The organism is Mesorhizobium sp. B4-1-4 (assembly GCF_006439395.2).
GTDB lineage: Bacteria > Pseudomonadota > Alphaproteobacteria > Rhizobiales > Rhizobiaceae > Mesorhizobium.
In genome coordinates, this window is sequence record NZ_CP083950.1 from 2,150,765 (window position 1) to 2,176,311 (window position 25,547).

Below are 25,547 nucleotides of genomic sequence, written 5' to 3' on the forward strand. Positions count from 1 at the left end.
CAAATCTCGTCTGTTTGGCGGCAGGCGCGAGCTGATGGCGCGGCAACGAAAAACGCCGCCTCGGGCGGCGGCGTTTACATCGGCGATTGCCCTGGAGCTTACGGCCTACTGCGCCCCGCGCGCGACGCGCTCGATCTCCTCGCGCACCAGCCTCTCGACCAGCGTCGGCAGGTTGTTGTCGAGCCAATCCTGCAGCATCGGCCGCAGCATTTCTTCGGCCATCTCGTCGAATGTCTTCTTGCTGCGGCTGGCAAAGGCGTCGGACAGCTCGCCAAAGGCCGCGGCAACCTGCCTGCCCGCATGCTCGGAAAGGATTGCCGGACGGGCCGCGGGTGCTTCATTTGCCGCCGCACGCACCTCGGTAGCGCCCGTGGGAGCACCGCTTGAAGCAGGTTGCTCGAAGGTAGGCTCCGCCACCGGTTCGCTCACCGGCACATCGGGCTGGGCAACCGGCTTGCGGATGCCCCTGTCCGGCATCGCTTTGGCCTGCTCGCCAACCGCCGCGATCTCGCGCCGCCAATCGGCAACGATGCCATCGCTTGTCGCGCCGGCCTCCGGGGCCGCGTCGGACCTTACGGCAGCCACCGGCTCCGCGGCGATCCTGGCGCTGACCTCGGCAAGCGTCATCGACGTCTTCACGGGCACGGGATCGACGCGCGACTGCGCTTCCCCCCGTGCGATCACCGGCTCTGGCGACGACGCCTTGACTTCGGCAAGCATGACCGGCTTCCTGACGTCAGGGGCAGCATGCAGTTCGGCGCGAAACGCATCCATGTCGGCGGCTGGAGCCTCGCCTTGGTCGGCGGCTGGAGCCTCGCCTTGCGCCGGCGCCAAGTCCTGCCGCAGCTCATCGGCCTCGCCCGGCTGCTTGCGGCCGTTGTCGCTGTCCTCGATGATCCTCCGGATGGAAGCCAATATCTCTTCCATGGAAGGTTCGCGCTGTGCGCTGCTTGCCGTTGCCATCGTCACATCCGCCGCCCTTGTGACCTCTGTGGATTTCCGCTCCGGCAAGAGCCGGATTCGAATCATGGCAACAGCGTACCCGACGGATGGCCGCACGAGAATCCCCAATCTGGGGACATGTGGGATTTCAACAGATTAGAGCACGAAACCGAAGTGGAGCCGGTCCCAGGAAAGGTTCTGTCAGACATTCCAGGGAAATTAAGGTGGCCGCCCGTTAGCGGCCGTCCGGCGTGCGCAGGCCGATCCACTTGTCCTTGACGGCGTTGTAGTGCTCCTCAGGCTTGTACTTGGTCACCTGCAGGGCAAGGCGCTCGGCCGACAAACGGCCGATTGCCGACAGGATGGCATAGCTTGCCACGACCACGTCATGTTCGGAATTGGCCTGGTTGATCTTGGCAGTGATGACGGTGGCCTGCGCATTGAGCACGTCGAGTGTCGTGCGCTGGCCGACATTGCGCTCTTCGATGACGCCATTCAGCGCCAGCTGCGCGGCATCGATCACCTGCCTGTTGGCGGCGACGCTTTGCTGCGCGGCGGTGTACTGCGACCATGCCGACGCAACGGCCTGGCGCACCTGGTCGCGGCTGACGTCAACCTGGATACGCGCTTCGCCGAGCGATTCCTTGTTCTGCCGCACGATCGCCGAGGTCCGCCCGCCCGAATAGATCGGAATAGTCAGCGTCGCGCCAATATTGGCCGATGTCGAATTGCCGTTCGTCCCGATGCTCGGATTGCGGTTCAGATAGTCGTCCGAAATGCCTGCGGAGGCGGAAAGTTGCGGCAACAGTGCTCCCTCTGCCGATTTCACCGAAAACGCAGCCGCGTCGACAAGATGCTGGGTGGCGAGGATGGCCGGATGTTCATTCGACGCGATCCCGATCGCTGCCTCGAGGCTCGACGGCAACAGCCTGGACACTGGCGAAGCCGGCTTGAGCTTGCCGGGTTCGTCGCCGACGATCTGATGGTAGGTCGCGGCGCTTGCCAGGGCTTGTGCGCGGGCAGAGCTGAGCGAGGCCACCGCCGAGGCGCGCGAGGCGTCGGCCTGCGCGACGTCGGTACGGGTGCCCTCGCCGACCTCGAAACGCGAGCGCGCAGCGCGCGCCTGCTCGGTCAGGAACTGGAGATTCTGCTGAGTTAGGACCGCAATCTGCCGGTCGCGAATCACGTCCATATAGGCCGTGGCCGCATTGAACAGGGTGTTTTCCTCGGTGTTGCGCAGGCTCTCCACCGACGCTTTCACCTGGGATTCGGCGGCCGCCACATTGTTTCTTGTCTGAAAGCCGTCGAACAGGCTCTGGTTGATCACAATTCCTGCGCTGGCGGACGATGTCTTGCTGGTGAACCCCCTGGCGTGGGTGTTCACATAATTGGCGTCGGCGGATCCGGTGATGGTCGGGCGCCAGCCGGACTTGGCGATCGCAACGCCCTCGTCGGTGACGCGCACGCCGGCCCGTGAGGCATTCAGCGAGGAATTGTATTGATAGGCCTTGGCGAGCGCGCCGGAGATGGTTTCGGCCGAGGCGGCCAGCGGAGACAAAGCGGTCGCGGAAACCAGGACAGCTGCAAGAAGGGTCTTGGATACAGACGGCACGATATATCCCTCATTCGTTTTCCATGGGAACCACGCCGCGCCAGCTTCTCCTTTGAGTAGCCGGAGCAGCGTGTTTGATGCTCCCTGTCGCTCGGCCCGAAGTGCCCCCAGTTCGGGACCGGCAACGATTGTTCAAATGCAAGCGACCATGACAAAGCCTTTGCTGCAAGGCCAAATCATTCAGAATTCGAAAGCATGCTCACGTTCGAACCCCGGTAGTGGCTTAATTGCCGCATTAAATGCCCTTCTTCCGGTTACAATCCCCCCAGATTTGAAAAATAGTCGCGCCACGCCGGAATTGCCCTGTCCCTCCACCGCGACGAGTCGACCACCTTCGGCGAGCTGGTCGAGCAGCGTTGCCGGCACTTTCGCGACGCTGCCGCCGATGAAAATGACGTCATAGGGTGCCGCGGCGGCATGGCCTTGCGCCAGCGGCCCCTGGACCACGGTCACATTGCCGCAGCCAAGGGGTGACAGTAACGATCTGGCGGTTTCGGCCAACGTCGATTCGCTTTCGAGCGCCACGACAGACCTTGCCAGCCGTGACAGGATGGCCGAGGCGTAGCCCGTGCCGCAGCCGATATCGAGCGCCGAATCGGTGGGACTGATCTCGGCCAGTTGCATCAGTTTGGCCAGCGGCGACGGTTCCATGAGGTAGCGAGCGCCATCGGCGCCGTCCGCGATGCGGATATCCTCGTCGATATAGGCGAGATCGCGCTGGGGGGCGCCGACGAAAATCTCGCGCGGCACGACAAGCATGGCTTCCAGCAGCGGTGCGCTGGTGACGTCGGTGGTGCGAACCTGACCGTCGACCATCTTGACCCGACGTTCGGAGAAATCAGCGTTCATGTTCCAACCAATCCGCTTGCCGCGTCAAAACCGCGGTTCATTTCGACCGGAACATCAAGCTCCCGCGCTGGCGCGCGGGAGCCCGGGCATTGGAGGCCTCGCCCGGAATCGAACCGGGGTGCAAGGATTTGCAGTCCTCTGCGTAACCACTCCGCCACGAGGCCTCGTTGCTCCCGGCGTTCCACCCGGTTCCAATAGGTTGCGGCGAAAATGCCGTCAAGCGGCCACCGCGCATTCGGCGCGGTTTCCCTCTGCATCGATCCAACCTCCGCATGCGGCGTCGCGGACCACTGCGCCCACGTCACACATTAGCATCTCGTTATGTATAGCAGGCGATGACGAGAAACTCCAAGCCCCGGCCGCGGTTGAGGAATGAGGAGGACGCCCATGCGACCGGCAAGCCTGAACACGGCGACAGATGCCTGGGCGGCTTGCCGCGACCGGGATGCGAGGAATTGCTGCGTCACGCCATCGACTGTATCGCGATAGAAGTGACCAGCCGGCGTTCGCCACGCGACCGCGCGCCTCGCTTCCGCCGCCGCCGTTCTCAAGGAGATTCGCTGGGATCTGGAAAGAAGCGCGGGCCGTAGAACCGAATCGCGAAAATCTGCAGCCCGGCATAACGCGGACAAGCGCGGCGCGGTCAAAGGCGCGCCTGCCGTTCAATCCGGCCGGCGCCGCCGCTCCCACCAGACGACGAAACGGCGACGATGGCGGCGCACCATGGCGAATTCATAGGAGAGCACCAGCAATCCGAGCGGCACCATCCAGAAGCCCAGGATAGGCAAAAAACCGAGAATGCCGCCGATGGTCAAAAGGAAACCGATCGTGATTCTGAGGCCGCGCGAACGCGGCATGGTGAACTCGCGCCCGAAAACCGAGATCTTTCGCGCCGGTAACCGGTTTTCGTCTGCTGCCGTCATCGCCAATGGCTGCCCTCTGGTGATTCGAGAATGCCTGTTTACGAAAGCCGCGACCGCCATTTCGGTTCCGCGCCGGTCGCCAGACGGCTAATATGAGAGCGGACACCGCCGATTGCGAGAAAGCGCCGCGTGAAAAAGTCTCGTAAAAATACGAAATGCTTCTTTGCAAAGCCGAAAAGGGTTTGCTATAGGCTGCGCCACTTGCTGAAGAGCCTCTGTTCCCCGGTAGCTCAGTGGTAGAGCAACCGGCTGTTAACCGGTTGGTCGCTGGTTCGAATCCGGCCCGGGGAGCCAACAATTCCAAAGAACTTAGCTCGACTCGCAAACTGCACGAAAACCGAATAGGTACGGCATAGGTACGCTAACGGCTTTTGGTAGGCGCAAAAAGGCCCGGAAGCCGAAGCCGCCGGGCGCGCCATAGCGGTCAATTTCAATTTGTGCAACAATGCTAATATTAGAGGTGGGTCACCGCGCCGCCTTTAACAGCTGTCCTGCATCGTGCGGGACGCTGTCGGATTCTGTAGTTTTGTTGGGGGATGCCCCGGACCTGCCGCAGCACGCGTCCCCGAAGCTTCATTGTCTTAACTCAATTGAGGAGGGTGCAGCAGATGAAATACATGGTCAGCTGGATCGAACGCCCGCAAGGTTCGCCTGTAGAGTATGAGAACGCCCAAAAGCGGATACTTGATGTGTTTAGTCAATGGAAGGCGCCCGCCAATTTCAAGATCGAGTTGTTCGTGGTGAGAGTGGGAGAGTGGGGTGGGCATATGTTGGTGGACTGTGATGATCCCGTGGCCGTTCACAAGGCATGCTCGACCTTCCCCGCTTTTGAATTCCAGGCGCGGCCCGTGATTGCCATCGAGGAAGCTGTCCGGGTCGAACTCGAAGCCATTGCCTGGCGCGATGGACTGAAACGCGACTGACGGCGAGCCCCGGCCAACCTGCGTAGCAAACCCCAGTTAGGTCTCTCGCTTGCCGCATTCCAACCCATGTTGCTTAATTGCAACCTATTCGGTGAAATTGCTGCACTTCACACTCGCTTACATTCCGTTACGGCGTTTGTCTGATATGTTCAGCCCTCATTCGAAGCGTCCATGCGGGGACAGGCAATGAAATACATTTTGGCAGCGGCGTTTCTCGGCGCCACTCTCACGTCGGCAATGGCAGCCGATGTTTTGAATGAGCTTCCAGTCGCTTCCACGTATGACTGGACCGGTGCCTATATCGGCGGCCAAATTGGTTATGCGTGGGGCCGTGATCATATTCAGGACGAAATTCTCGGCGGCGGTCTTTCAGACTATTCGGATAGCTTTAGGCTCCGTGGCGTTACCGGCGGTGTTTTTGCCGGCTATAACATGCAGTGGGGCAACATCGTCGGCGGCATCGAAGGCGATATCGAGGCCTCCGGTATTGTCGGCCATAATCCCGACTGGCCGTTCGGCACTGATGATAACACCCATATCGACGCCCAAGGCTCATTGCGCGGCCGCTTGGGCTATGCCTTCGACAATTGGCTACCCTACGTCACCGGCGGTCTGGCCCTCGGGGATATTCACACTAAGTTCGAAGACGGGGCGGCAACGGATTCCCAGTCAAAAGTCAAGGCTGGCTGGACGGTTGGTGCTGGCGTCGCCTATGCCTTTAACAAAAACTGGGTCGGTCAGGTTGAATACCGTTATACCGATTTCGGCAAGGTTACGACGGCCACCACCAACACTGACTCTTCCTTTGTAGAGCACGAAAAACTCAAGACCAACGAGGTCCGAATCGGGATCGCCTACAAGTTCTGACTTTGGGCGACGCCGTAATGCACGATCGATTAGGCCCCGCCCCCGTGAGGTTAGCGGGGCCTCGTGTCAGTTAATAGTGTGATCCGGCTGCTCCCGATCGACGCACACCTCCCGCTCGTGATCGCCGCGCGCGCCGTCCGCCCAATGCTCTTGATTGTGGAACCGGTTTCGGAGCGCCAAGCGTCGGCTCCTCGGTGCCGTCGTCTTCCAAGTCGCAATGATCGGCCTCACGGTCGTCGTTGTCGCCAGACCAGCCCGCCATGTATGGCTCATGGTCCGCGCCGTCCTCTCCAGTCAGTTGTGATATTTACACTTGTGAAATTAGCACAAGGGAATTGAGTTGTGAAGCCTGCACAAGTGAGGATGGCTCGCGCCGCTTTGAACTGGTCCCTTGCAGACCTTTCGAAGGCTGCCGGTGTTCACAGAAACACGGTCTCAAACTTCGAGACAGGCCGATATGGCGGGTCGGCAGAAGCGGTTGACGCCATCCGCGCAGCCCTCGAATCTGCCGGCGTCGAGTTCATCCCAGAGAATGGCGGCGGCGCCGGGGTGAGGCTGCGGAAGGAATGATCAAGATCTCGCTTTTCCTCGGGGGGATCGCGATCGTTTTGGTCAGTTCCCGTCAGGTGTTCCTAATGTTTCGCGACGGTTCATTTCGTGCTCGCGGCAATCGATTGATCCTACGCAACGCACACCCCATAATTTTCTGGATGAATTTCGTTGGGCTCGCGCTTTTCGGCGTTGTCGGTGTCGCTTTGATTTGTTGGCAATTGCTTACTTGATTCAAATTTGCGGTTTGGTCGCGGTCCTACGCGGGGCGGCCCAGGGAACGGTTTCCAGCCTCGCGGGTTGAATCGTCATGCAACAGATCAACGACACCAAAAAGCTGGTTAAGCACTTCGATGAGAGGGAGCGGCAAAGCCTCATCCGCATCAAAGAAACTCAGGAACTCATCGAGCAGAACCGCCGGCTTACAAAGAGGTCCCGTGAAATCCTTGCGCGCGCGTCCGAACTGGCCGCCGCGCTCGGCAGGCACTAACGATCGGACTTGAGAAAGCTCGATCATCGCCGCGTCTTCTTCGGCGTGATCTGCTCGATGCGCACCTTGTCGCCGATCGCCTTGGCCATGGCCTCTTCCTACACCGGCGAAGCGTCTCGCGCGTCCTGGCGCCCGCTGCGGAAGAACGTGGTGGGCGTTTTTCTTATCCCTTAGGGCGAGCCCGACCGCAATCCCGGCGATGATGACCACCAGTCAGCTACCACCTTTTCGTCCATATGGATGCGTTCCAGTCACATCAACGAAATCGTATGTTTCTCCCAGCCGGTGAAGTCCTCTTTCTTAGCATGATGTCCCCCTCGCCGGTTAGGCCCGGCGCATACTGGTCTCCGCCAGGAAGCCGGGCCGCTCCCGATAAGCCCGGACCCCGCGAGCGCGCGTTTCCCTTCTCCGCTGTCCTACACCGCCGAAACCTCTGGCGCGTGCTCTGGCGCTTCCCAGCGCGCTCAATGGGGCCAACATTCGCTGCTGGGCGGCAACGCGGGCGACGCTCCATGATTTCTTCGCTCTCCCGCTCGCGCTCGCGCCGGTAGACTTCAGGCAACGGCGTCCAGTCGGCCGGTTTTTTCTTCATGCACCATTGCGGACGCCGATATCCCCAATGCGCGATTGCGACGAGATCCGAACCGTCGAGCCAACAACTGAAATTGAGCTTCGGGAAATGCAGGCACCGTGCCGCCCACCAGACGCGATCGATGTCGACGTCGCCCTGGCCGTGCTCCCATCGCGTCCAGCGCGGCGGATGGGGCCAAAATTGCCATGCATGTGCTCATCTCCATGTTGATGCCCGCCGCGTCTTGGAGAATGAGGGAAAGAGTTGCCGGTCTAAACGTCGTTGTTCAGTGATGCCCGCCTTCCACAGCGCCGTGAAGCTCAGCGAGGATTGTAGCTGCGAAATGTTAGGTGATTTGACGCAACGTCATATCTCATCCCTCCAGATCACGCGGCGCACGAACCGGATCTCCGCTAGGCGCCGATAGCGCACGTTGACAGCTTCCTGCCCTACTAGGTGAAGCAGCTCGGCGTCGATGTGTTCCTTTCGTCGGCATTTCTGACAAGTCATCTTGCCGCGTAGCGCCTCGATGGAGACGTTGCCGAAAACCTCGCGCAGCTCGGCTGGCTTGAAGTAGCGCTTGATGTTGCAGTACCGGCAGGTCACCAGCGCCACCTGCCCCGCATTGTGGGCATGCATCAAGGTCCACGGCACAGCTTTGTGCCATTGTTCCGGTTGGTCAGGCATGCCTGAGAAAAAGGAACATATTCCTAATTATATACCTGACTAGCTATTTGTGTGTGCTAGTTGATTCGCTGACAGGCCGGCAGTCAGGAACTAGCAGGAAGGAAACACCAAACCGCAGTCAGGGAACTTAGGAAAAGTTCCTAATGATATGCGAGATCGACACCGCCAGCGTTGGCGTTCACAGCCTTGATCGATTAGCATCCGGCCAGTGGTGTCTCGGGCCGGGTGCGGTTGCATATCGAAGGGGCGATTTGGTGCGGCTGGAAGAGCAATGGAGAAAGTGCACTGTGGTGATCGGCTCCGCGAAGGCCGGCACCGAGAATGACATCGTTCCGTGGTGCACGGGATTTCTTGTTGATGCAGCTCAGGGCAAACCGTGGGGTAAATACGTTGTAACAGCTGCTCATGCGCTCACGGATAAGGACGACTGTCCGGTTGACATAAGATTCAATACAAAGGACGGATCGTCTCGCAACTACTATGTAGACACGCCTTGCTGGATAACGCACCCAACGGATGACAACGTTGATGTTGCCGTCCTACCAATAGATATTCCGGATTGGGCCGATTGTACCTTGATCCTCCAGCAGCCGACCGTCATGGATGACTTCAAGTTCAGGACGAAGAACATTGGTGTTGGGAGCCGTACATATACGGTTGGCCTTTGGAAATTCCTTCATGGAGAGAATCGGAACCAACCATTCGTCTACACCGGTCACATCGGCTTGGTCCCAGAGGACCAAAAAGTACCTGTCAGACCTTGGGCTCCCTCCCATAGAAACGAACGAGTGTTGGTTGATGCTTATCTGGTAGAGGGTGAGCCGTTGGATGGTGTCAGTGGCGCTCCAGTCTTTGTCAGAAGGACAATCGATAATCGTTTGCACGCTGATTTGGACCCCAAGGGAAAGACCAAGACTTATGTTGAGGGTTCGATTTGGTTATTGGGGATGCACAGTGATTCCTTCACTGGAAAAGCGGGCGTAGAATACCAAATGCCACCGGGAGGAACATTCATCGTCCCGCGTGGAGTTAACGTTGTGGTGCCTTCAATGAAAATCAATGAAGTTTTGAACCATCCGGATTTGAAGCGGGCGAGAAAGTCCAGTGAGGACGACGCTTCTCTTCCGGACAAATCATCACTCTCGGCGGAAGAAGTAGTGAGGCGACGGGACGCTGGATTGCGCAAGGCGTTAAACACCCCGCCGGAACCAAAGACCAAGCCGGACGCGGTGTAACCGTCGAATCTTCCGCGCTTTCTGTTTCTGCGTTATGGCGCGAGCCAGTCACGCATACATCAACCGCTTACCACCAGTGCCACGGATCAAATCGTCGGCCCGCTCACGGTCGGTCACGCCAAGAGCGGCGCGGCGATTGTAGCGGAAATCGAACTCCGCAAGGTAGCGGTGCAAGTGAGCTTCGCCGCAATGCTGATAGACGCCGACCATGCCGCGCTTGAAGACCGAGAACACGTTCTCAATCGTGTTGGTATGGACGATGCGGTCGGCTTCGTAGCGGACATACTCGCCGCCAGTGTGCTTGACGGTGGCATGGTCTGCGAACTCCAGACCGGTGATCGGGTAGAAGTTGGATTCGTCGGTCATGAGCGTCGATTTGCGGTCGGCATTGCGGACCAGCACGTCGCGGACGGATTCCTTCGTGGCGCGTTCGACATGGAACATACGGGCTTTGCCGCCACGCTCCACAAGCGCCACAATGGAACGCTTTGACGAATTGGCGGGCTTGCCGCGAATAGTGCGCTTCTTGATCGTGTCCTTGGGGCCAAAGTAGGTTTCGTCGGCTTCAACGATCTTGCCTTCGCCGCCAAGCGGGCCGGATGACTTCACGTCTTCCTTCATGGCCTCGCGGATACGATGCGCCATGAACCAGGCAGTCTTGTAGGTGACGCCTATCATGCGGTGCAGCTGGTGCGCCGAAAGACCTTTCTTGCTGGCGGCATAGAGATGGAAGCCGAGAACCCATTTGCACAACGGGATTTTCGACCGCTCCATGACGGTGCCAACGGTGACGGTGAAATGCTCGCGGCAAGCGTTGCACTGGTACAGGCCGGGACGGTGCGATTTACCCTTCAACAGATGCAGCGAAGCCGGATCGGCATTGCCGCAATGCGGGCAATAGACGCCATCGGCCCAACGGATCGCTTCAAGATGCTCGCGCGCCTTATCGTTGTCATTGAAGATCGGGTCGGTAATGTTCGTCATGGCTTGTCCCTCTTGACCCTTTATCGGTCAAGATGGCAGCTATGTCAAGTATATAATTAGGAACATATTCCTGCTCCGTCAAGAGCCTGTTGACTCTTGCGTTCTCATTTTGTTCACTGCCGGCCAGATAGCCACAGGAGGCGAGCTATGCGGCTTCGGCTGGAAATCAAAGGAGCTTCCCCGGAAGAGGTGCAGCGCGGCATCGACGCAGCCAGCGCAGTTTTTGCTGCGGCGGGCATATCCCCGGAACAGGGAGCGGATGGAATGTTCGCGCTTGAAGGTTGGGACGACGCCAGTTTTCACGATGACATGGAGCCGGATGAAGACGAGGATCAGGCGGCGAGCGTGTGGATGGAAGCCAACAAGGCTGCGATTGAGGCGTGTTGCGCCGATTGGCCCGAGAAACCGGGCAACTATCTGATGCTCGAATTGATCGACTAGCCATGGTCCGACGCAACCGTTCGATCCCACCGCCATCTGTCGTCGACCGCAAATGGCCGCACCAAGTGGCATTGCCTGACGACATTTGCACCGATCGAAATTTTAAAGACCGATGGGCTTGGCGTCAGGCCCCAAATCCGACAAATGCAGGCGATTTGGCCGGACGGCAAATATGAGCAATGGCGGCTTCATTGCTTTGCTGACCAGGAGGACGCCAAGGCATTTCTTGACCATTTCGGCGGCGTCATGTTCGATCCTTCGAAGGACCGGGAAGACGGCCGAGCTAACGGTGTGTGGCGCCGAGTGGGCCACTATGAGCGAACTCTGGGCCTTGGGCCGCTTAGCGTGCCGGAGATCCTACGAACCTAAGGTCGGGGCATGTGTGGTCGCTACACCAGATATCTGTCGTGGTCAGAAATCCACCGCCTCTACAGGCTGACGGCGCCGGCCGAAATCGGGCGCAATGATGCACCCCGCTACAACATCGCGCCGACCGAAGATGTCCCCTTCATTACCGCCGGTGACGATGGCAACCACAAGCTCCGAACGGGCCGCTGGTGGCTGGTCCCGTTTTGGGCGAAGGAGATGCCCAAAGCGGCGATGTTCAACGCACGAATTGAAGGCGTCGACACGACACCAGCCTTCCGAGATGCACTCAAGTCGAAGCGCTGCCTGATCCCCGCCGACGGCTACTATGAGTGGACGATCTCTCCCGCCGACAAGGGCAGAGACCCTTGGCACATCTTCCAGCCCGGCCACGCGCCGTTCTCGTTCGCTGGTCTGTGGGCCCACAATTCGAACCTCGACGTCACCAGCTGCACGATCATCACCGAGCCATCCGGAGCGCCCGTCGACCTGATCCACGATCGCCAGCCCCTTATCCTCGATCCCGCCTTCTACGACGCCTGGCTGGACCCGAAGACGCCTGCTGGCGGCCTGAAGGATATTCTCAGCCACGACATCGATGGGCAGCTGCAGTTCTATCGCGTCGGCCGCGAGGTCAACGCCAGCGTGAAAGACAAGCTGCCGAACGACTACGCCGGCCTGATAGAACCGATCAAGCTGCTATGAGCGACGAACCCATCAAACTGGCTGACGGCATGACGGTGGCGCCGCAGCGCGTGGTCGAAAATCGGCCTGTGAGCATGCCGGCTGCGGCAAGGACACCGCGTTTGGTTTTGCCAGGCAGCGGCAGCCGTCGCATTGGTTCTGTTTAGAGCATCACGGCGAGGGAGAGCAGTTTCTATGATCAGCCCGCCGAAGCGTTCTGAAGCCTACGCAGACCGCGAGCTCGACTGCCAGGAGGTAATGGAGCCAGGCTTTCAGGCAATCGTCGATTGCATGATCGAGGCCGGTTAGACGCGCGGCGAGGTCATGCGGTCCCTTCGCCGGCTGATCGCGGCCGACAACATGACGCAGAAGGAAAACGCAAAGGTCGAGGCCGAATTGGCGATTATTCGTGCCATGATTCGAGCCGGAAAGACGGGCTGAATCCGCCCTTAGGCGTTTGGTCGTGGGCCAGAGCCGCTTTAGGTCGTCGAAGGCATCATCCCGGACCGGCTAAACGCCACGGCGCCCTGCCGCCCATAAGGTTCATTAGAATTAACTAATTGTAGACCGCGCTGTCTCAGAATAGGACAGCGCGGTCCTGTTGCCGTACCGCGCCGGCGGCTCTGGCTTTCAGGCAACCCTACCCCAGGGCCGGAGCCGCCACGTTCTATTTAGCAGTAAATCGCTGAAGCAAGCCCTACTAAACATCGTTTCCGAAGTGCTTCTTCGATCGATCGACTTTTAACATTCGCCCTTCGATGGGTCACCGAGCGAGCCGCTTCTCAGTGTGACAGCAAGCAAACCTATTTCGGCTTCGGTTAACGCTATCTCATAGCGTTGTTTGGAGTTTCTTGTGTAGATATCATCGGCGATGATGGAAATCGTGACGGTATTTTCGCAAACCTGCAATTCTTCAGTTTGCAGCGGCTCAGAGTATATTCTCTTTGGGGAACCTGGCTTTCGCCCAGGTCGAACGTTCAGTCGCATCGCCGAATCCCAATCGTTGCTACATGCAGTCCTTATGCAAGAGGGATGCCAGCACCCTTGTGTTGAAATCCGGTCAGGCACTTCAGCCGATTCCCTGTTCTGCTCACTCCTGTCGGAAATCCCTCAGAGAGGCGTGGCGCAACATGTCTTCGCCCTTCAGGAACTTCACCCGGCCAACCAAGCCTGGCCTCAGCCATTCCGCCTTTCCTTGGCGAGTCCCTTCGGTGCCGGTGCGCCCGTCTTTCCTTGAACCATATCCCACAGCCGCTCTCGGATTTCGCGGTTCATCGTGATGAAGGCGCCGCCGACATAGCGGCCCTTGTCGGCCATGAGCGCCATTGCCGGCTTTCCGGCCTCACGCTTCACACCGATGATGTCGAGCTCTTTTTCATCGAAACATTTGATCTTGCGCCAGTTCATCGTCGGGCCGCTGCGGTAGGCGCTGTCCTTTCGCTTCGACACCATGCCCTCCAGGCCGGCATTGTCGACGAGGTGATAGACTGCGGCGCCTGTCCCGGCAGCGCTTCAGAGAATTGAATGCGGCTGCCGGCCGGGATCACCTCGTGAAGGATTTCCCGGCGGTCCTCCAGCGGCACGTCGCGCAGATCGTGACCGTTGAGGTGGAGGAGATCGAACGCCACGAAATAGAGGTCTTGCGGTCGGCTGGTGATGGCTGAGCGCAGCGCGCCGAAGTTTGCCAGTCCCGCGTCATTCGTGACGATGACCTCGCCCTCGATGATGAAGTCTTCGGCCTCGATCGCCGCCGCCTCGTCGACGAGCGGCCGATATTTCGCCGTCCAGTCGTGGCCGCGCCGCGTGTAGAAGCGGATGCCGTCTTGATCCTTCACGATCTGGGTGCGGAAGCCGTCGAACTTGACCTCGTGGCTCCAATCGTCGCCCTCGGGCGGACGGTCGACAAGCTCGGGCATCATCGGCGGGATGAACTTCAAACGCATGAACTGGACTCGCAAAACCCGGACTCAATTAGCATCATCTAAAATTGTTCCGAAACGGGAAATAGCGGCTGAAACAAAGCGGCCGATCGCACGTTGCGAATCTCGCCACAGGAGGAACCAGCCATGGCAGACGACAAGACCAAGCGCGACTTCCGCGACCGCGACCGGGTGTCTGGCAGTGAAGATTACGAGGTCGCCTACTTCGCGCGGAAATTCCAGCTCACCATGCCGGAAGCGCGAGACCTCATTAAAAAGCACGGCAATGATCGCGAGACGTTAGAGCGAGAGGCGAAAGCCCTTGCCAAAAGCTAAGGCGGAGAGTTTCGAGCGGCTTCGCGCTCTACCCTCGATAATGATCCCGGCCGAGGACTGCGATGAGGCCCTTGGCTTGATCAGAATGGCGATCGAGCAAACCTGTCCGGCGGCGTGCTGCCTAGCCGAGAAATGGTCAATGCGCTCTATCGGCCGGCCCCGATCGACGAGGCTCAGGCGCTTGCCAAAGCAATCATCGCCACGGTGGAGAAGCTGACCGATTGATACGGTGAGGTTGGTGACCGCCTAGTGCCGCCGAAGCGCAAGAGGCCGCTCGTCGACAAGCCGACTTAAAAGAAAAACCCGCTGACCGAAGTCAGCGGGCCATCTCCCTCATACCTGCGCCCCCTAGTCCCCAGACAATCCGCCGCTCCAGGAAACCCTACGCATCAGTGTTTGTAGAGCTAAACCTGCTTGCTGCGCTGTAACTCTGCGGCAACACTCGCCCTCAGATGTGTCTCGTTTCGGGACGAAAACGCCGGCCCCGGTTTTGCATTGAACAGAATGCCGGTATTCCTCCACCCGGTCCTGATCGGGGGATCAGGTTAAGCTCGCCGGGCATGGGCTTGGGGCCTTCGGCCCGCGAGCTTGCCTTTTCAGTGCAGCAGCAGCGCGCCGACGACGGCGCAGGATGCGATGAGGGCGAGGACGGGGCATCAACCGGCCTCCATCGCTGCGGCCTCTAGTTCCTGGCGCAGCGCCCAAGCATCGGGCCAGCATTCCGACCACGCTGTGCCGTCGTTCTGCGCCCACGGCGGAGGAAGCGGTCCGTTTGTGTACAAAGGATTTGGCCACCATGGCGGAAGATTGAGTGCGATATGCAATGCCCGTCGTCACCGGCGCGGAACGCGTCTAGGACGGCCGGCGTGATCTTGAATTGCTTGGCCTTCGACGTCCTGCGTTTTACCGAGGCTGGCAAACGGACGCCGTATCCCACAGCGCTGGCAGGGATGCGGCAGACGTAAATCTCAGCCGGCATCAAGGGATGGCGGTGCAGGGATGCGGCCGCGCGAGGATTGACCGTCAAACGCTTCCCAAAGGGGCCTGCTTGCGCGCGCGCTCAAGTTGCGCGAATATGCAACCGGGGATTGGGGAGGCTCCGAAGATGGCGATCTATCTTGTCGAAGAAATGGACATGAACAAAGTCCTGGCCGTGCATCAGGCGCGTGCCATCAGTCCATTGAAGGCCGCGTCCAAGGCCGTCGGCCGTGACGTGACCTTGCGAACCTGGAAGAGAAAATGGGTTCGTGTCACAGACGAAAATCGTGGAAGAGTTTTTGCTTTCAGCTTCGCCGACAAGATGGGGCTGGGCATGGAGAATGACCCTAAACAGCCGGGCGGCCCTTCCGTCGATAAGTAGCGCGCAGTCTACGGAGATATCGCGGGAGCAATGTGCCGCCGCAAGCAGCGTAGAATATCGCACTCAAGAGCCGATCCTACATCTGAATGGACGTTGAACGCGCGTGCCGCACGGTCGACCGAGCATGCGCAGGTGGTCGCCGCTGCAATGGCCGGCTGTCCCTTCATGTAAACGGCTGTGAAAACCTCTGTGATGGAGAGTTTCTAAGGTGGAGGCTTTACCGATGTCCAGGAATTCCGCCCCTTGCCTGCGTCCCGGAGAAGGCCAGATGCAGCTACATTACCCAAGACGTCTACCGTGCACGAGGCAGAAGCCCGACTTTGACCGGTTGCCATGGGAAACTGAGAGGAAGCCCGCCGGGCGAAGACCCAACACCTCAAGCCCGGCGAGCCTACAACCTGATCGGAAGTGCGCGATCAGGACCGGGGTCAACCGGCAGCGACTTCGGTGCAAGACGGATGCCTGTGTCTTTGTATCGAAATGAAACAGATATTGATTGGAAAACGCCTCCGCGGTGTTCTTATGCGGGATTGCTAATATTACGCTTCGACTCAGCCGGCAGGCCCTGGCCGGTCAGGCCCGGCGGCCCGTGCTAATTTACCCCAACAGGCTGTCGGGCCGCTATCGGCATACGATTATTCGAAATGGCCCGCCGCGCGGTGTGCGCAACGGGCCAATGCGCCAGACTGACAACGTGTAGAGGGGGGACACTCCTCAACTGGCGCTCCGTAGCGCAATTTCGCAACTACACGTATCACTCTATGCGGGCGGCGCATTGCCCTCATCCGTCGATTGGATGACGCGCGCCAATATAGATTAGATAACACTAATGTTGCCGGTGACTCACACCACCGGTGCAGCTCGGCAGCCTCCGCCACACACCCAACCTGACGTCGGTTGCCGAGCTGGCCTTTCAACGTCAGCGCCAGCCCGCGATCGCGCCGCCGCCACCTGCGGTCAAATTCGGCGACGGGCTGGAAGCCGAGACTAAACCGTCAGCGATTAGTGCTTCCAACGGTTGGCGCCTCGGCAATTGCAACGCCATCGGGTCTGGGTTGAGCGGCCTTCGCGTTCACCCTCAAACGACGAAATTGGAAAAGGGCGAGCAACAGGAGATTGATCACGGTCCGTCGTAGATGCTTGTCCGCCCGGTTCCAAGCCTCTGCCGAAGGGCGACGCGCTTGCGCGCAAGTGCCCACCGCGCGATGGTGGCGAGGCTTTGGGAGGAATCATGCGGAAAATCTTGATACCGGCACTACTGATCGCGGCCGCGCTTTATGCAACAGGCGCCCTTGCGCTGGACAGCGGCGGAACCCCGGTGGTTGTCACTCCGCTTGCATCACGCACGGCAACCGCTTCCGGCCAGCCGATCACGCTGCCGCAGAAGAATGTCCAGGTGCTGGTGTCGACCTACGACATCGCGCCGGGGGCGACGCTGCCGGTGCACCGGCACCCCTTTCCCCGCTACGCCTATGTCGAGGCCGGCACTTTGAAGGTCACCAATGTCGAGACCGGCAACAGCAACACCTACAAGACAGGCGATTTCATCATCGAAATGATCGGTCAGTGGCATCAGGCCACCAATATCGGCGACGGCCCGGTCAAGCTCCTGGTGATCGATCAGGTCGAGGAAGGCGTCAAGAATACGGAATTGCGTCAGTAGCTACCAAGCCGCGCCCGGAAAGCGGGAAGGCAAGCGCCACACGCTTCCCGTGTCCTCATGGGCAACACTGTCAAGAAGGGAAATGTCATCTGGTCCAAATGGCGGCGCACCGTTCACGCTTTCGCGCCGCGCGCCCGAGTGCTAGGGCTTTCCACACCATCATGGACCGGATCGCCCCTTGACCGCAGAAACTCGCCCGCCGCTGATCGAAATCTGTGTCGAAGGCATTGGTGGCCTGCTCGCCGCGCAAGCTGCCGGCGCCGACCGGGTCGAGTTATGCGCCAGCCTTGTCGAAGGCGGTATCACGCCGAGCCTCGGCACGGTGCGCGCCGCGCTGGACCAGGCAACTGTCCCGTTCCACGTCATGGTGCGGCCGCGCGGCGGCGATTTTCTCTATAGCGAGACCGAGTACCGCTCGATGCTCGCCGATGTCGCGGCACTGCGTGATCTCGGTGTGCCCGGCGTGGTGTTCGGCTGCTTGAACGCCGACGGCACCATCGACGAGAGGCGCATGGGCGAACTGACAGAGGCCGCAGGTTCCCTGAACGTCACCTGCCATCGTGCCTTCGACATGACGCGCGATCCCATCGAGGCGCTGGAAGCGCTGATCCGCTGCAAGATCGGCCGCGTGCTGACCAGTGGCCAGCGCGACACCGCGATCGAAGGCCTGCCGTTACTGGCCGATCTGGTGCGGCAGGCCGGCGACCGCATCATCATCCTGGGCTGCGGCGGGCTCGATCTCGGCAACATCGCCGAGGTGCGTGCGAAGACCGGGCTGACCGAAATGCATTTCGCCGCCCTCAAGGACGTGCCGAGCGCCATGCGCTACCGCAATCCGAAGGTCGGCATGGGCGGCTCCGATCTTGACCGCGAATATCGCAACACATTGACCGACACGCCGCTGGTGGCGGCAATAATCGCGGCGGCCAAGGCATGACCGCTCCGATTGACCGCATAGCGCAGGATGACGAAGCGGCCATACTGGCGCTCAACAACGAGCATGCCGCGGAATTGTCCTGGCTCGAAGCCGAGCGGCTGTCGTTCCTGCTCGGCGAGGCCTTCTACGCGCGCCGCATCGGCGATCTCGAAGCCTTCATCATGACCTTCGACCAGGACGCGAATTACGACAGCCCAAACTTCGTCTGGTTCCGTGAACGCTACGAGCGCTTCATCTATGTCGATCGCGTCGTCGTGGCGGCGCATGCAAGGGGCCGCGGCCATGCACGCAGGCTTTATCAGGACCTGTTCGATCATGCCCGGCGCGCGGGCCACACGCTGGTCACCTGCGAGGTCAACTCGGACCCGCCCAACCCCACCTCGGATGCCTTCCACGCCGCCCTTGGCTTTGCCGAGGTGGGCGACGCGGTGATCCATGGCGGCAAGAAGACCGTACGCTATTACGCCAGGCAGATCGTGGGCTGACCCGGTGGCGCTCGCCACGTCGAGAGACGACAACCCGGCAGGCCAGTCCAACCCAACCCCACCCTACTGCGGCTGCGTTGCCACATTCACCAGTTGCGGTTGAGCCATTCGCGCGCCGGGCGCTCGATGACGTAATAGCTGCAGAGTGCGCAGGCAAAAACGCCGGCCAGCATCGGCCACGGGTTGCTGCCTTGCTCATAAACGAATTTATAGAATGGCTGCTGCCACAGATAGAGCGAATAAGACCACAGGCCGAGCATAGTCATTGGCAGGGCCGACAGCAATCCGCAGAGGTAGCCAGTGCTGAAATCGAGCGCATTGACGGCCAGAGCCAGAAGCGGCACCGCCAGGAGATAGTGGATCGGCGTCGGCACTGCGTCCATGAACAGCAAGACCGCGGTCGCAGCCGCCAACGGAGCGACATAAGGCCCCTCCAACACCGCCGGCAGCCTGCCGTCGGCCTTGAGCAGGCAGATCGAGGCTGACAGCAGGATCGATGCGATGTGCACATCGGTTCGCCAGTAAGTGGCCTCGTAGTCCAGCTTGAACGCCCAGTACGAGACCGCGCCATTCGCCATCGCGAGCAGGGCCAGCCCCAGCAGCAACGGGATGACGCGATCGCGGCTGACAACAGTCGCGCTGATCAGGGCCAGGATCACATAGGCGTGCTCCTCCACGCAGAGCGACCAGATATGGTCCAGCGCCCCGGCACGGGTGACGAGAATTCCGGCGTAGTTGTAGGTGAAGGTCAGCGCCGTCAGCGCCGCCTTCCATTTGAAGGCGACGAAGGTGCCGGAGAGCGCGACCATGGCAGCGACGACGAAGACCAGAAGCGCCGGATAGATGCGCGAGAAACGGCGTTTGAAGAATTTCTTCAGCGGGTAGCGTTCGATGAACAGGATCTCGGCCATCAGCCTGCCGCTGAGGACGAAAAAGAATTCGACGCCCAGCACGCCGAGATTGATCCCGGGAACCGGGAAAAAATGCCCGATCAGCACCAGGGCGATCGACAGGCCGCGCCAGCCATCGAGATAGGCCAGTCTTGCTCTGGCCGATCTGTCGACGACGGATCGGGACGGAACCATATGGGTTGCGGAAATTTCGGACATGCCGATCCTTTCGCATTGGCATGCGAAAGGGCACGGCGATACGCATTCCGAACCCGGCTCGCATTCCCGCCCAACCCATACTGCAGTGCAATATAAGTTTGTGCAAGTGCGAGATTGCCGCCGACGCAGGTCCGAGGCAGGCACGGGTCGGAATTGCTTCAGGCAAAAGGATAGTGCGCTGCAGCCATTCCATCAGGAACTGGGGCAGCTACAGGCCGCCGCATACGCGAAAAAGGGGCCTGCGACGGCCCCTATCCCTATCTGCAACCGCCAAGCAATACCAGGAAAGGTGAAGCGGTTTTTCGTCAGGAATTTGCGTCAAAACCAAGGGATAGAGCGGTTCGGCGTTTCCATGAAAACGATGAGCCGCTCTAATGTCAGGCATTGGCCGCCGCCACCGCGCGCTTGGCCATGACCGTGATCAGATTGGCGCGGTAGTCGGCGGAAGCGTGCATGTCGCTCATCAGGTTCTTGGCAGGCACCTTGACGCCGTTGAGCGCAGCGGCGTCGAAATTCTTCGCCAGTGCTGCTTCGATCTCCTTCGAGCGGAAGACGCCGTCATCGCCGGCCCCGGTGACGGCGACGCTGACGCCGTCCTTGCCCTTGGCCACGAACACGCCGACGATTGCGTAGCGCGAGGCGGGGTTGCGAAACTTTTCATAGGCAGCCTTCGCAGGCGCCGTGAAGGAGACCGCCGTGATGATCTCGCCATCCTTCAAGGCCGTCTCGAACAGCCCCTTGAAGAACTTGTCGGCTGATATCTCGCGCTTGTTGGTGATGATGGTGGCGCCCAGCGCCAGCAGCGCCGCCGGATAGTCGGCCGCCGGATCGTTGTTGGCGATCGAGCCGCCGATCGTGCCCTTGTAGCGTACCGCCGGGTCGCCGATCAGCGACGCCAGATTGGCAAGCGCCGGACAGGCCTTCCGCAGCTTCTCGTCGTTGGAGACGTCATAGTGCGTCGTGGCGGCGCCAACGGTGATTGTCTTGCCCGATACCTTGACGCCTTGCAGTTCCTTGATGCGCGACAGATCGACGAGATCGGAAGGCGCCGCGAGCCGCGTCTTCATGGCAGCGATCAAAGTCATGCCGCCCGATAGCAGCTTGGCATCGCCGCTCTTGACCAGCTTCGCGGCATCGGCGACCGAGGCGGCACGGTGATAGTTGACCGAGTACATGGTTGTTCCTCCTCAGTGCTTCGTCGCGGCGCGGATCGCGGCCCACACGGTGGACGGCGAAGCCGGCATGGCGATGTCGGTGATGCCGATGGCATCGGTAATGGCATTGATGACCGCCGGCGGCGAGCCGATGGCGCCCGCCTCGCCGCAGCCCTTGATGCCGAGCGGATTGCCGGGACATGGGGTATTCGACGTCGAGACCTTGAACGACGGCAGGTCGCCGGCACGCGGCATGGTATAATCCATGTAGCTCGCCGTCAGCAGCTGTCCGCTGGCGTCGTAATGGGCGCCTTCCAGCAGCGCCTGGCCGATGCCCTGGGCGATGCCGCCATGCACCTGGCCTTCGACGATCATCGGATTGATGATGTTGCCGAAATCATCGGCGGCCACGAACTGGACGATCTCGGTCGTTCCGGTCTCCGGATCGATCTCGACCTCGCAGATGTAGCAGCCCGCCGGAAAGGTGAAGTTCGACGGATCGTAGAACGCCGTCTCCTTCAGCCCCGGTTCCATGCCGGCCGGCAGATTATGGGCGGTATAGGCGGCAAGCGCCATCTGGAACCAAGGCACGTTCTTGTCGGTGCCGGCGACCTTCAGTGCGCCGTTCTCGATGACGATGTCGCCCTCGTCGGCCTCGAGCAGGTGGGCGGCGATCTTCTTGGCCTTGGCCTCGACCTTGTCGAGCGCCTTGACGATCGCCGACATGCCGACCGCGCCCGAACGCGAACCGTAGGTGCCCATGCCCATCTGCACCTTGTCGGTGTCGCCGTGGACGATCGAGACGCTGTCGATCGGCACCCCAAGGCGCTGGTTGACGAGTTGTGCGAACGTTGTCTCATGGCCTTGGCCGTGGCTGTGCGAACCGGTCAGCACCTCGATGGTGCCGACCGCGTTGACGCGCACCTCGGCCGATTCCCACAGGCCGACGCCGGCGCCGAGCGAGCCGACCGCGGCCGATGGCGCGATACCGCAGGCCTCGATGTAACAGCTCATGCCGATGCCGCGCAGCTTGCCCTGCCTGGCCGCTTCCGCCTTGCGCCCGGCAAAACCAGCATAGTCGGCGGTCTTCATCGCCGCGTCGAGAGAGGCGCCATAATCGCCGGCGTCATAGTTCATGATCACCGGTGTCTGGTGCGGGAAGGAGGTGACGAAGTTCAGCCGCCGCAGTTCGGCGGGGGAGATGTCGAGCTCGCGCGCGGCGGCTTCCATCGTGCGTTCCAGCACATAGGTCGCCTCCGGCCGCCCCGCCCCGCGATAGGCGTCGACAGGAGCCGTGTTGGTGTAGACGGCGCGCACATTGGCGTGGATCGCTGGAATGTCGTACTGGCCCGACAGCAGCGTGGCGTAGAGATAGGTCGGCACGGAGGACGAGAACAGCGACATGTAGGCGCCGAGATTGGCGATCGTGTCGACCTTCAGCCCGGTGATCCTGTTGTTCTTGTCGAAGGCCATTTCCACGGTCGAGACGTGGTCGCGCCCATGCGCGTCGGACAGGAAGCTCTCGGTGCGGTCGGCTACCCATTTGACCGGCACGCCGGTTTTCTTGGAAGCCCACAGGCAGACGATCTCTTCCGGGTAGATGTAGATCTTGGAGCCGAACCCACCGCCAACGTCCGGTGCGATCACGCGCAGCTTGTTTTCCGGCGCGATGTTGTAGAACGCGCTCATCACCAGCCGCGCGACATGCGGGTTCTGCGAGGTCGTCCAGCAGGTGTAGTGGTCCTCGGCCTTGTCGTAGTGGCCGAGCGCCGCGCGCGGCTCCATGGCGTTCGGCACCAGCCGGTTGTTGACGATCTTCATGCGGGTGACATGGGCCGCCGCCTTGATCGCCGCGTCGGTCGCCTTGCCGTCGCCAAGCTCCCAGTCGAAGATCAGATTGTTCTCGGCCTCGGCATGGATCTGCGGCGCGCCGTTTTCGAGTGCCTTGGTCGCATCGACGACAGCCTTCAATTCCTTGTAGGTGATTTCCACCGCCTCGGCCGCGTCGCGCGCCTGGCCCCTGGTTTCCGCCACCACCACCACGACCGCATCGCCGACATAACGGACCTTGTCGACGGCCAGTGGCGACCATGCGCCCATCTTCATCGGCGTGCCGTCCTTGGAATGGATCATCCAGCCGCAGATCAGATTGCCGATGCCGTCGGCCTTGAGCTCCTTGCCGGTCAGGACGCCGATGACGCCCGGCATGCCTTGTGCCTTCTTGACGTCGATCTTCTTGATCTGCGCATGCGCGTGCGGGCTGCGCACGAAGGCCGCATGCTTCATGCCGGGAACCACCATGTCGTCGACATAGCGGCCGGCGCCGGTGATGAATCGTTTGTCTTCCTTGCGCGCGACACGAGCGCCAACACCTTCAATGCCCATTGCAGAAATCCTCCCGAAAAAGTAGGGGAATAGGGCAGTAGGGAAGTAAGGCAGTAGGAAAAATCGGCTCCCAATTCCTACTGCCTTACTGCCCTACTCCCTTAATGCCCTAAGTCTCACGCAGCTTGTTTCGCTTTGCCCTTGGCGGCGCCCTTCGACATCGTCTTCGATGCGGCCAGGATCGCCTTCACGATGTTGTGGTAGCCGGTGCAGCGGCAGATATTGCCCTCCAGTTCGGCCCGCACCGTCGCCTCATCGAGGCCTTCGGGATGGCGGTTGATCATGTCGGTTGCAGCCATGATCATGCCCGGCGTGCAGAAACCGCATTGCAGCCCGTGATATTCCTTGAATGCGGCCTGCATGGGATGCAGGTCGGCGCCATTGGCGAGACCTTCGATCGTGACAACGGTCGACCCTGAAGCCTGGACGGCGAGCATGGTGCAGGACTTCACCGCCTTGCCGTCGACATGGATGACGCAAGCACCGCACTGCGAAGTGTCGCAACCAACATGCGTGCCGGTCAAGCCGAGATTCTCACGCAGGAAGTGAACCAGCAGCATTCGGTCCTCGGCCTCGCCACTGACCCGCCTGCCGTTGACCATCAACGAAACGTCCGACATGAATCCTCCCTGGGTATCAACCTTGGTCATCACGCTGCCGACGCGCCGCTGGCACTCGGCTATGCGCATTCGTACACCGCATAACCGGCAAAAAACAGCGCGACGGAAAAGTCGGATCATTGTACTTTCGGTCATGGCCAAGGCCAAAGGTGCGTGCCCCTCGCCCCCATTGCCAAACCGCCGATTGGAAGCAACAATGCCTTCGACGCTGCGCGCCAGAAGCTTGTAACAGCCGCGCATAAAACAGCGTTGGAGGAAATGCGGGAGAACGCCGCTGGCCAGTTCACGGACGCGCTACGCATGCGGCTTGTCGGCGCTGACCACGGACGAGCCGGATCCGGATGCCTTCGCACGCGCGGTAGCCGCAGAGGCCGCCTCGATCGACGCCGGCTTTGCCCTCCTGTTCTTTTCCCAGAGTCTCGTCGAAGCCGGCGCTCTGTCACGGGCGCTTTCGGTCCATGCACCGGGGCTCCATCATGCCGGCTGTTCCACTGCCGGCGAGATCACGCCGCAGGGGCTCGAGGAAGGCCACATGCTGGCGATGCTGCTTCCTTCGGCCTCGTTCACCGCGGTCAGCGCCATGGTCGACAACCTGTCCTCTTCGGGCATGGACACGATCACCGGCGAGGTCGAGGCGCTTCGGCGCACGCTGCGCGGCCGGGTCGGCGGCGAGAGCACCAGGAACACCTTCGCCCTCTGCTTCATCGACGGGCTGTCCTATGCCGAGGAAGCGGTCAGCTCCGCCATCCACTGGGGCCTTGACGACATCCCGCTGCTCGGCGGCTCGGCCGGCGACGATCTGAAATTCGAAACGACGCGCCTGATCTCCGATGGCAAGGTCACCTCCGACAGCGCGATCATTGTGCTGATCGCCACGGAAATTCCCTTCCACGTCTTCAAGACCGACAATTTCGTTCCAACCGACGAGAAGCTGGTGGTGACGGCGTCCGATGCCGATCACCGCATCGTGCGGCAGTTCAACGCCACCAACGCGGCCGAGGAATATGCCGCTTCCGTCGGCATCGTGCCGCAGACCCTGACGCCGCTGAGCTTCGCCTCGCATCCGGTGGTGGTGAAGGTGGGCGGCGAATATTACTGCCGTTCGATCCAGAGGATGCACGCCGACGGCTCGCTGTCGTTCTTCTGCGCCATCGACGACGGTGTCGTGCTGTCGATCGCGCAGCCCAAGGACATGGTGGAATCGACGCGCGCGGCGTTGCGCGAGGTCGAGGAGAGGCTGGGCGGCATCGACTTGATCCTCGGCTTCGACTGCGTGCTGCGCCGCCTCGACGCGCGCAACCGGCAGGTCTTTCGCGACATTTCGGAGCTCTACCGGGTCAACAATGTCATCGGCTTCGGCACCTATGGCGAGCAGTACCGGTCAATGCACCTCAACCAGACTTTCACCGGCATAGCATTCGGTGACCGCCAAGCGGCTGAATAGGGCGGCGGAAGA

At 60.6% G+C, this 25,547-nt stretch carries 23 protein-coding genes, 2 tRNA genes and 1 pseudogene; 13 read left to right on the forward strand and 13 right to left on the reverse strand.

Going from position 1 to position 25,547, the window contains the following annotated elements; all coding sequences use genetic code 11:
* Positions 1-105 precede the first annotated feature (105 nt).
* The 5 genes from FJW03_RS10490 to FJW03_RS10510 all read right to left on the reverse strand — a co-directional run bounded on the left by FJW03_RS10490 (position 106) and on the right by FJW03_RS10510 (position 4,326).
* The gene (locus FJW03_RS10490; RefSeq protein ID WP_140763187.1) at positions 106-963 is read right to left on the reverse strand and encodes a PopZ family protein; all 858 of its coding nucleotides are present in this window, start codon (positions 961-963) and stop codon (positions 106-108) included.
* A 214-nt stretch (positions 964-1,177) separates the two neighbouring features.
* The gene (locus tag FJW03_RS10495; protein WP_140607573.1) at positions 1,178-2,554 is read right to left on the reverse strand and encodes a TolC family outer membrane protein; all 1,377 of its coding nucleotides are present in this window, start codon (positions 2,552-2,554) and stop codon (positions 1,178-1,180) included.
* A 180-nt stretch (positions 2,555-2,734) separates the two neighbouring features.
* On the reverse strand, positions 2,735-3,403 hold the full coding sequence (locus FJW03_RS10500; protein ID WP_140763190.1) for a protein-L-isoaspartate O-methyltransferase family protein: 669 nt from the start codon (positions 3,401-3,403) through the stop codon (positions 2,735-2,737).
* A gap of 90 nt (positions 3,404-3,493) precedes the next feature.
* Positions 3,494-3,567, reverse strand: a tRNA-Cys gene (locus tag FJW03_RS10505).
* A gap of 498 nt (positions 3,568-4,065) precedes the next feature.
* Entirely contained in the window at positions 4,066-4,326 is a 261-nt protein-coding gene (locus tag FJW03_RS10510; protein WP_140607575.1) for a PGPGW domain-containing protein, read from the reverse strand.
* 219 nt (positions 4,327-4,545) lie between these two features.
* Here FJW03_RS10510 and FJW03_RS10515 point away from each other — a divergent pair.
* The 4 genes from FJW03_RS10515 to FJW03_RS10530 all read left to right on the forward strand — a co-directional run bounded on the left by FJW03_RS10515 (position 4,546) and on the right by FJW03_RS10530 (position 6,686).
* Positions 4,546-4,620: transfer RNA gene (locus FJW03_RS10515), tRNA-Asn, on the forward strand.
* A 314-nt stretch (positions 4,621-4,934) separates the two neighbouring features.
* Positions 4,935-5,249 (forward strand): DUF3303 domain-containing protein, encoded by a 315-nt coding sequence (locus FJW03_RS10520; protein ID WP_140763193.1) that lies wholly within the window; start codon positions 4,935-4,937, stop codon positions 5,247-5,249.
* A gap of 186 nt (positions 5,250-5,435) precedes the next feature.
* Positions 5,436-6,116: an outer membrane protein gene (locus FJW03_RS10525; RefSeq protein WP_181168866.1), complete on the forward strand. Its 681-nt coding sequence runs from the start codon at positions 5,436-5,438 to the stop codon at positions 6,114-6,116.
* 363 nt (positions 6,117-6,479) lie between these two features.
* Positions 6,480-6,686 carry a helix-turn-helix transcriptional regulator gene (locus FJW03_RS10530; protein WP_140763386.1) on the forward strand — a complete coding sequence of 69 codons (207 nt, stop codon included), beginning with the start codon at positions 6,480-6,482 and terminating at the stop codon, positions 6,684-6,686.
* Positions 6,687-6,924: 238 nt separating this feature from the next.
* Here the strand turns inward: FJW03_RS10530 and FJW03_RS10535 are convergent, their stop codons facing one another.
* Together FJW03_RS10535 and FJW03_RS10540 are read right to left on the reverse strand one after the other, a co-directional pair.
* A complete protein-coding gene (locus FJW03_RS10535; protein ID WP_140763199.1) occupies positions 6,925-7,365 on the reverse strand; it encodes a hypothetical protein in 441 nt (146 codons plus the stop codon).
* Between the two features lie 727 nt (positions 7,366-8,092).
* The gene (locus tag FJW03_RS10540) at positions 8,093-8,365 is read right to left on the reverse strand and encodes a hypothetical protein (RefSeq protein WP_226890629.1); all 273 of its coding nucleotides are present in this window, start codon (positions 8,363-8,365) and stop codon (positions 8,093-8,095) included.
* A gap of 302 nt (positions 8,366-8,667) precedes the next feature.
* Between FJW03_RS10540 and FJW03_RS10545 the strand changes: the two genes are divergently transcribed.
* Complete coding sequence (locus FJW03_RS10545) at positions 8,668-9,648, forward strand: trypsin-like peptidase domain-containing protein (RefSeq protein WP_140763205.1); 981 nt, start codon at positions 8,668-8,670, stop codon at positions 9,646-9,648.
* A 48-nt stretch (positions 9,649-9,696) separates the two neighbouring features.
* Here FJW03_RS10545 and FJW03_RS10550 read toward each other — a convergent pair whose 3' ends face one another.
* Entirely contained in the window at positions 9,697-10,632 is a 936-nt protein-coding gene (locus tag FJW03_RS10550) for an IS1595 family transposase (RefSeq protein ID WP_140763230.1), read from the reverse strand.
* A 147-nt stretch (positions 10,633-10,779) separates the two neighbouring features.
* Here FJW03_RS10550 and FJW03_RS10555 point away from each other — a divergent pair, with 147 nt between their 5' ends.
* Together FJW03_RS10555 and FJW03_RS10560 are read left to right on the forward strand one after the other, a co-directional pair.
* Positions 10,780-11,073 carry a hypothetical protein gene (locus FJW03_RS10555; RefSeq protein WP_140763233.1) on the forward strand — a complete coding sequence of 98 codons (294 nt, stop codon included), beginning with the start codon at positions 10,780-10,782 and terminating at the stop codon, positions 11,071-11,073.
* A 378-nt stretch (positions 11,074-11,451) separates the two neighbouring features.
* A complete protein-coding gene (locus tag FJW03_RS10560; protein ID WP_140763236.1) occupies positions 11,452-12,144 on the forward strand; it encodes an SOS response-associated peptidase in 693 nt (230 codons plus the stop codon).
* Between the two features lie 1,069 nt (positions 12,145-13,213).
* Here FJW03_RS10560 and FJW03_RS10565 read toward each other — a convergent pair.
* Positions 13,214-14,066 (reverse strand): annotated as a pseudogene (locus FJW03_RS10565) (RNA ligase family protein).
* Positions 14,067-14,189: 123 nt separating this feature from the next.
* Here FJW03_RS10565 and FJW03_RS10570 point away from each other — a divergent pair.
* From FJW03_RS10570 to FJW03_RS10590, 5 genes are all read left to right on the forward strand, one after another.
* The gene (locus FJW03_RS10570; protein WP_140763239.1) at positions 14,190-14,378 is read left to right on the forward strand and encodes a DUF3606 domain-containing protein; all 189 of its coding nucleotides are present in this window, start codon (positions 14,190-14,192) and stop codon (positions 14,376-14,378) included.
* Between the two features lie 1,105 nt (positions 14,379-15,483).
* Complete coding sequence (locus FJW03_RS10575; protein WP_181173235.1) at positions 15,484-15,738, forward strand: hypothetical protein; 255 nt, start codon at positions 15,484-15,486, stop codon at positions 15,736-15,738.
* A 1,231-nt stretch (positions 15,739-16,969) separates the two neighbouring features.
* Complete coding sequence (locus FJW03_RS10580; protein WP_140763245.1) at positions 16,970-17,401, forward strand: cupin domain-containing protein; 432 nt, start codon at positions 16,970-16,972, stop codon at positions 17,399-17,401.
* Between the two features lie 178 nt (positions 17,402-17,579).
* Complete coding sequence (locus FJW03_RS10585; protein ID WP_140763248.1) at positions 17,580-18,338, forward strand: copper homeostasis protein CutC; 759 nt, start codon at positions 17,580-17,582, stop codon at positions 18,336-18,338.
* A complete protein-coding gene (locus FJW03_RS10590; protein WP_140763251.1) occupies positions 18,335-18,823 on the forward strand; it encodes a GNAT family N-acetyltransferase in 489 nt (162 codons plus the stop codon). Before FJW03_RS10585 ends, FJW03_RS10590 begins: the two co-directional genes overlap by 4 nt.
* A gap of 86 nt (positions 18,824-18,909) precedes the next feature.
* Here the strand turns inward: FJW03_RS10590 and FJW03_RS10595 are convergent, their stop codons facing one another.
* The 4 genes from FJW03_RS10595 to FJW03_RS10610 form a co-directional block, all read right to left on the reverse strand.
* Positions 18,910-19,932: an acyltransferase family protein gene (locus FJW03_RS10595; RefSeq protein ID WP_140763254.1), complete on the reverse strand. Its 1,023-nt coding sequence runs from the start codon at positions 19,930-19,932 to the stop codon at positions 18,910-18,912.
* 377 nt (positions 19,933-20,309) lie between these two features.
* Entirely contained in the window at positions 20,310-21,107 is a 798-nt protein-coding gene (locus FJW03_RS10600) for an FAD binding domain-containing protein (RefSeq protein WP_140763257.1), read from the reverse strand.
* A 12-nt stretch (positions 21,108-21,119) separates the two neighbouring features.
* On the reverse strand, positions 21,120-23,471 hold the full coding sequence (locus tag FJW03_RS10605; protein WP_140763260.1) for a xanthine dehydrogenase family protein molybdopterin-binding subunit: 2,352 nt from the start codon (positions 23,469-23,471) through the stop codon (positions 21,120-21,122).
* 116 nt (positions 23,472-23,587) lie between these two features.
* On the reverse strand, positions 23,588-24,091 hold the full coding sequence (locus FJW03_RS10610) for a (2Fe-2S)-binding protein (RefSeq protein ID WP_140763263.1): 504 nt from the start codon (positions 24,089-24,091) through the stop codon (positions 23,588-23,590).
* Positions 24,092-24,398: 307 nt separating this feature from the next.
* Here FJW03_RS10610 and FJW03_RS10615 point away from each other — a divergent pair, with 307 nt between their 5' ends.
* Entirely contained in the window at positions 24,399-25,535 is a 1,137-nt protein-coding gene (locus FJW03_RS10615; protein WP_140763266.1) for an FIST signal transduction protein, read from the forward strand.
* The last annotated feature ends 12 nt before the right edge of the window (positions 25,536-25,547 follow it).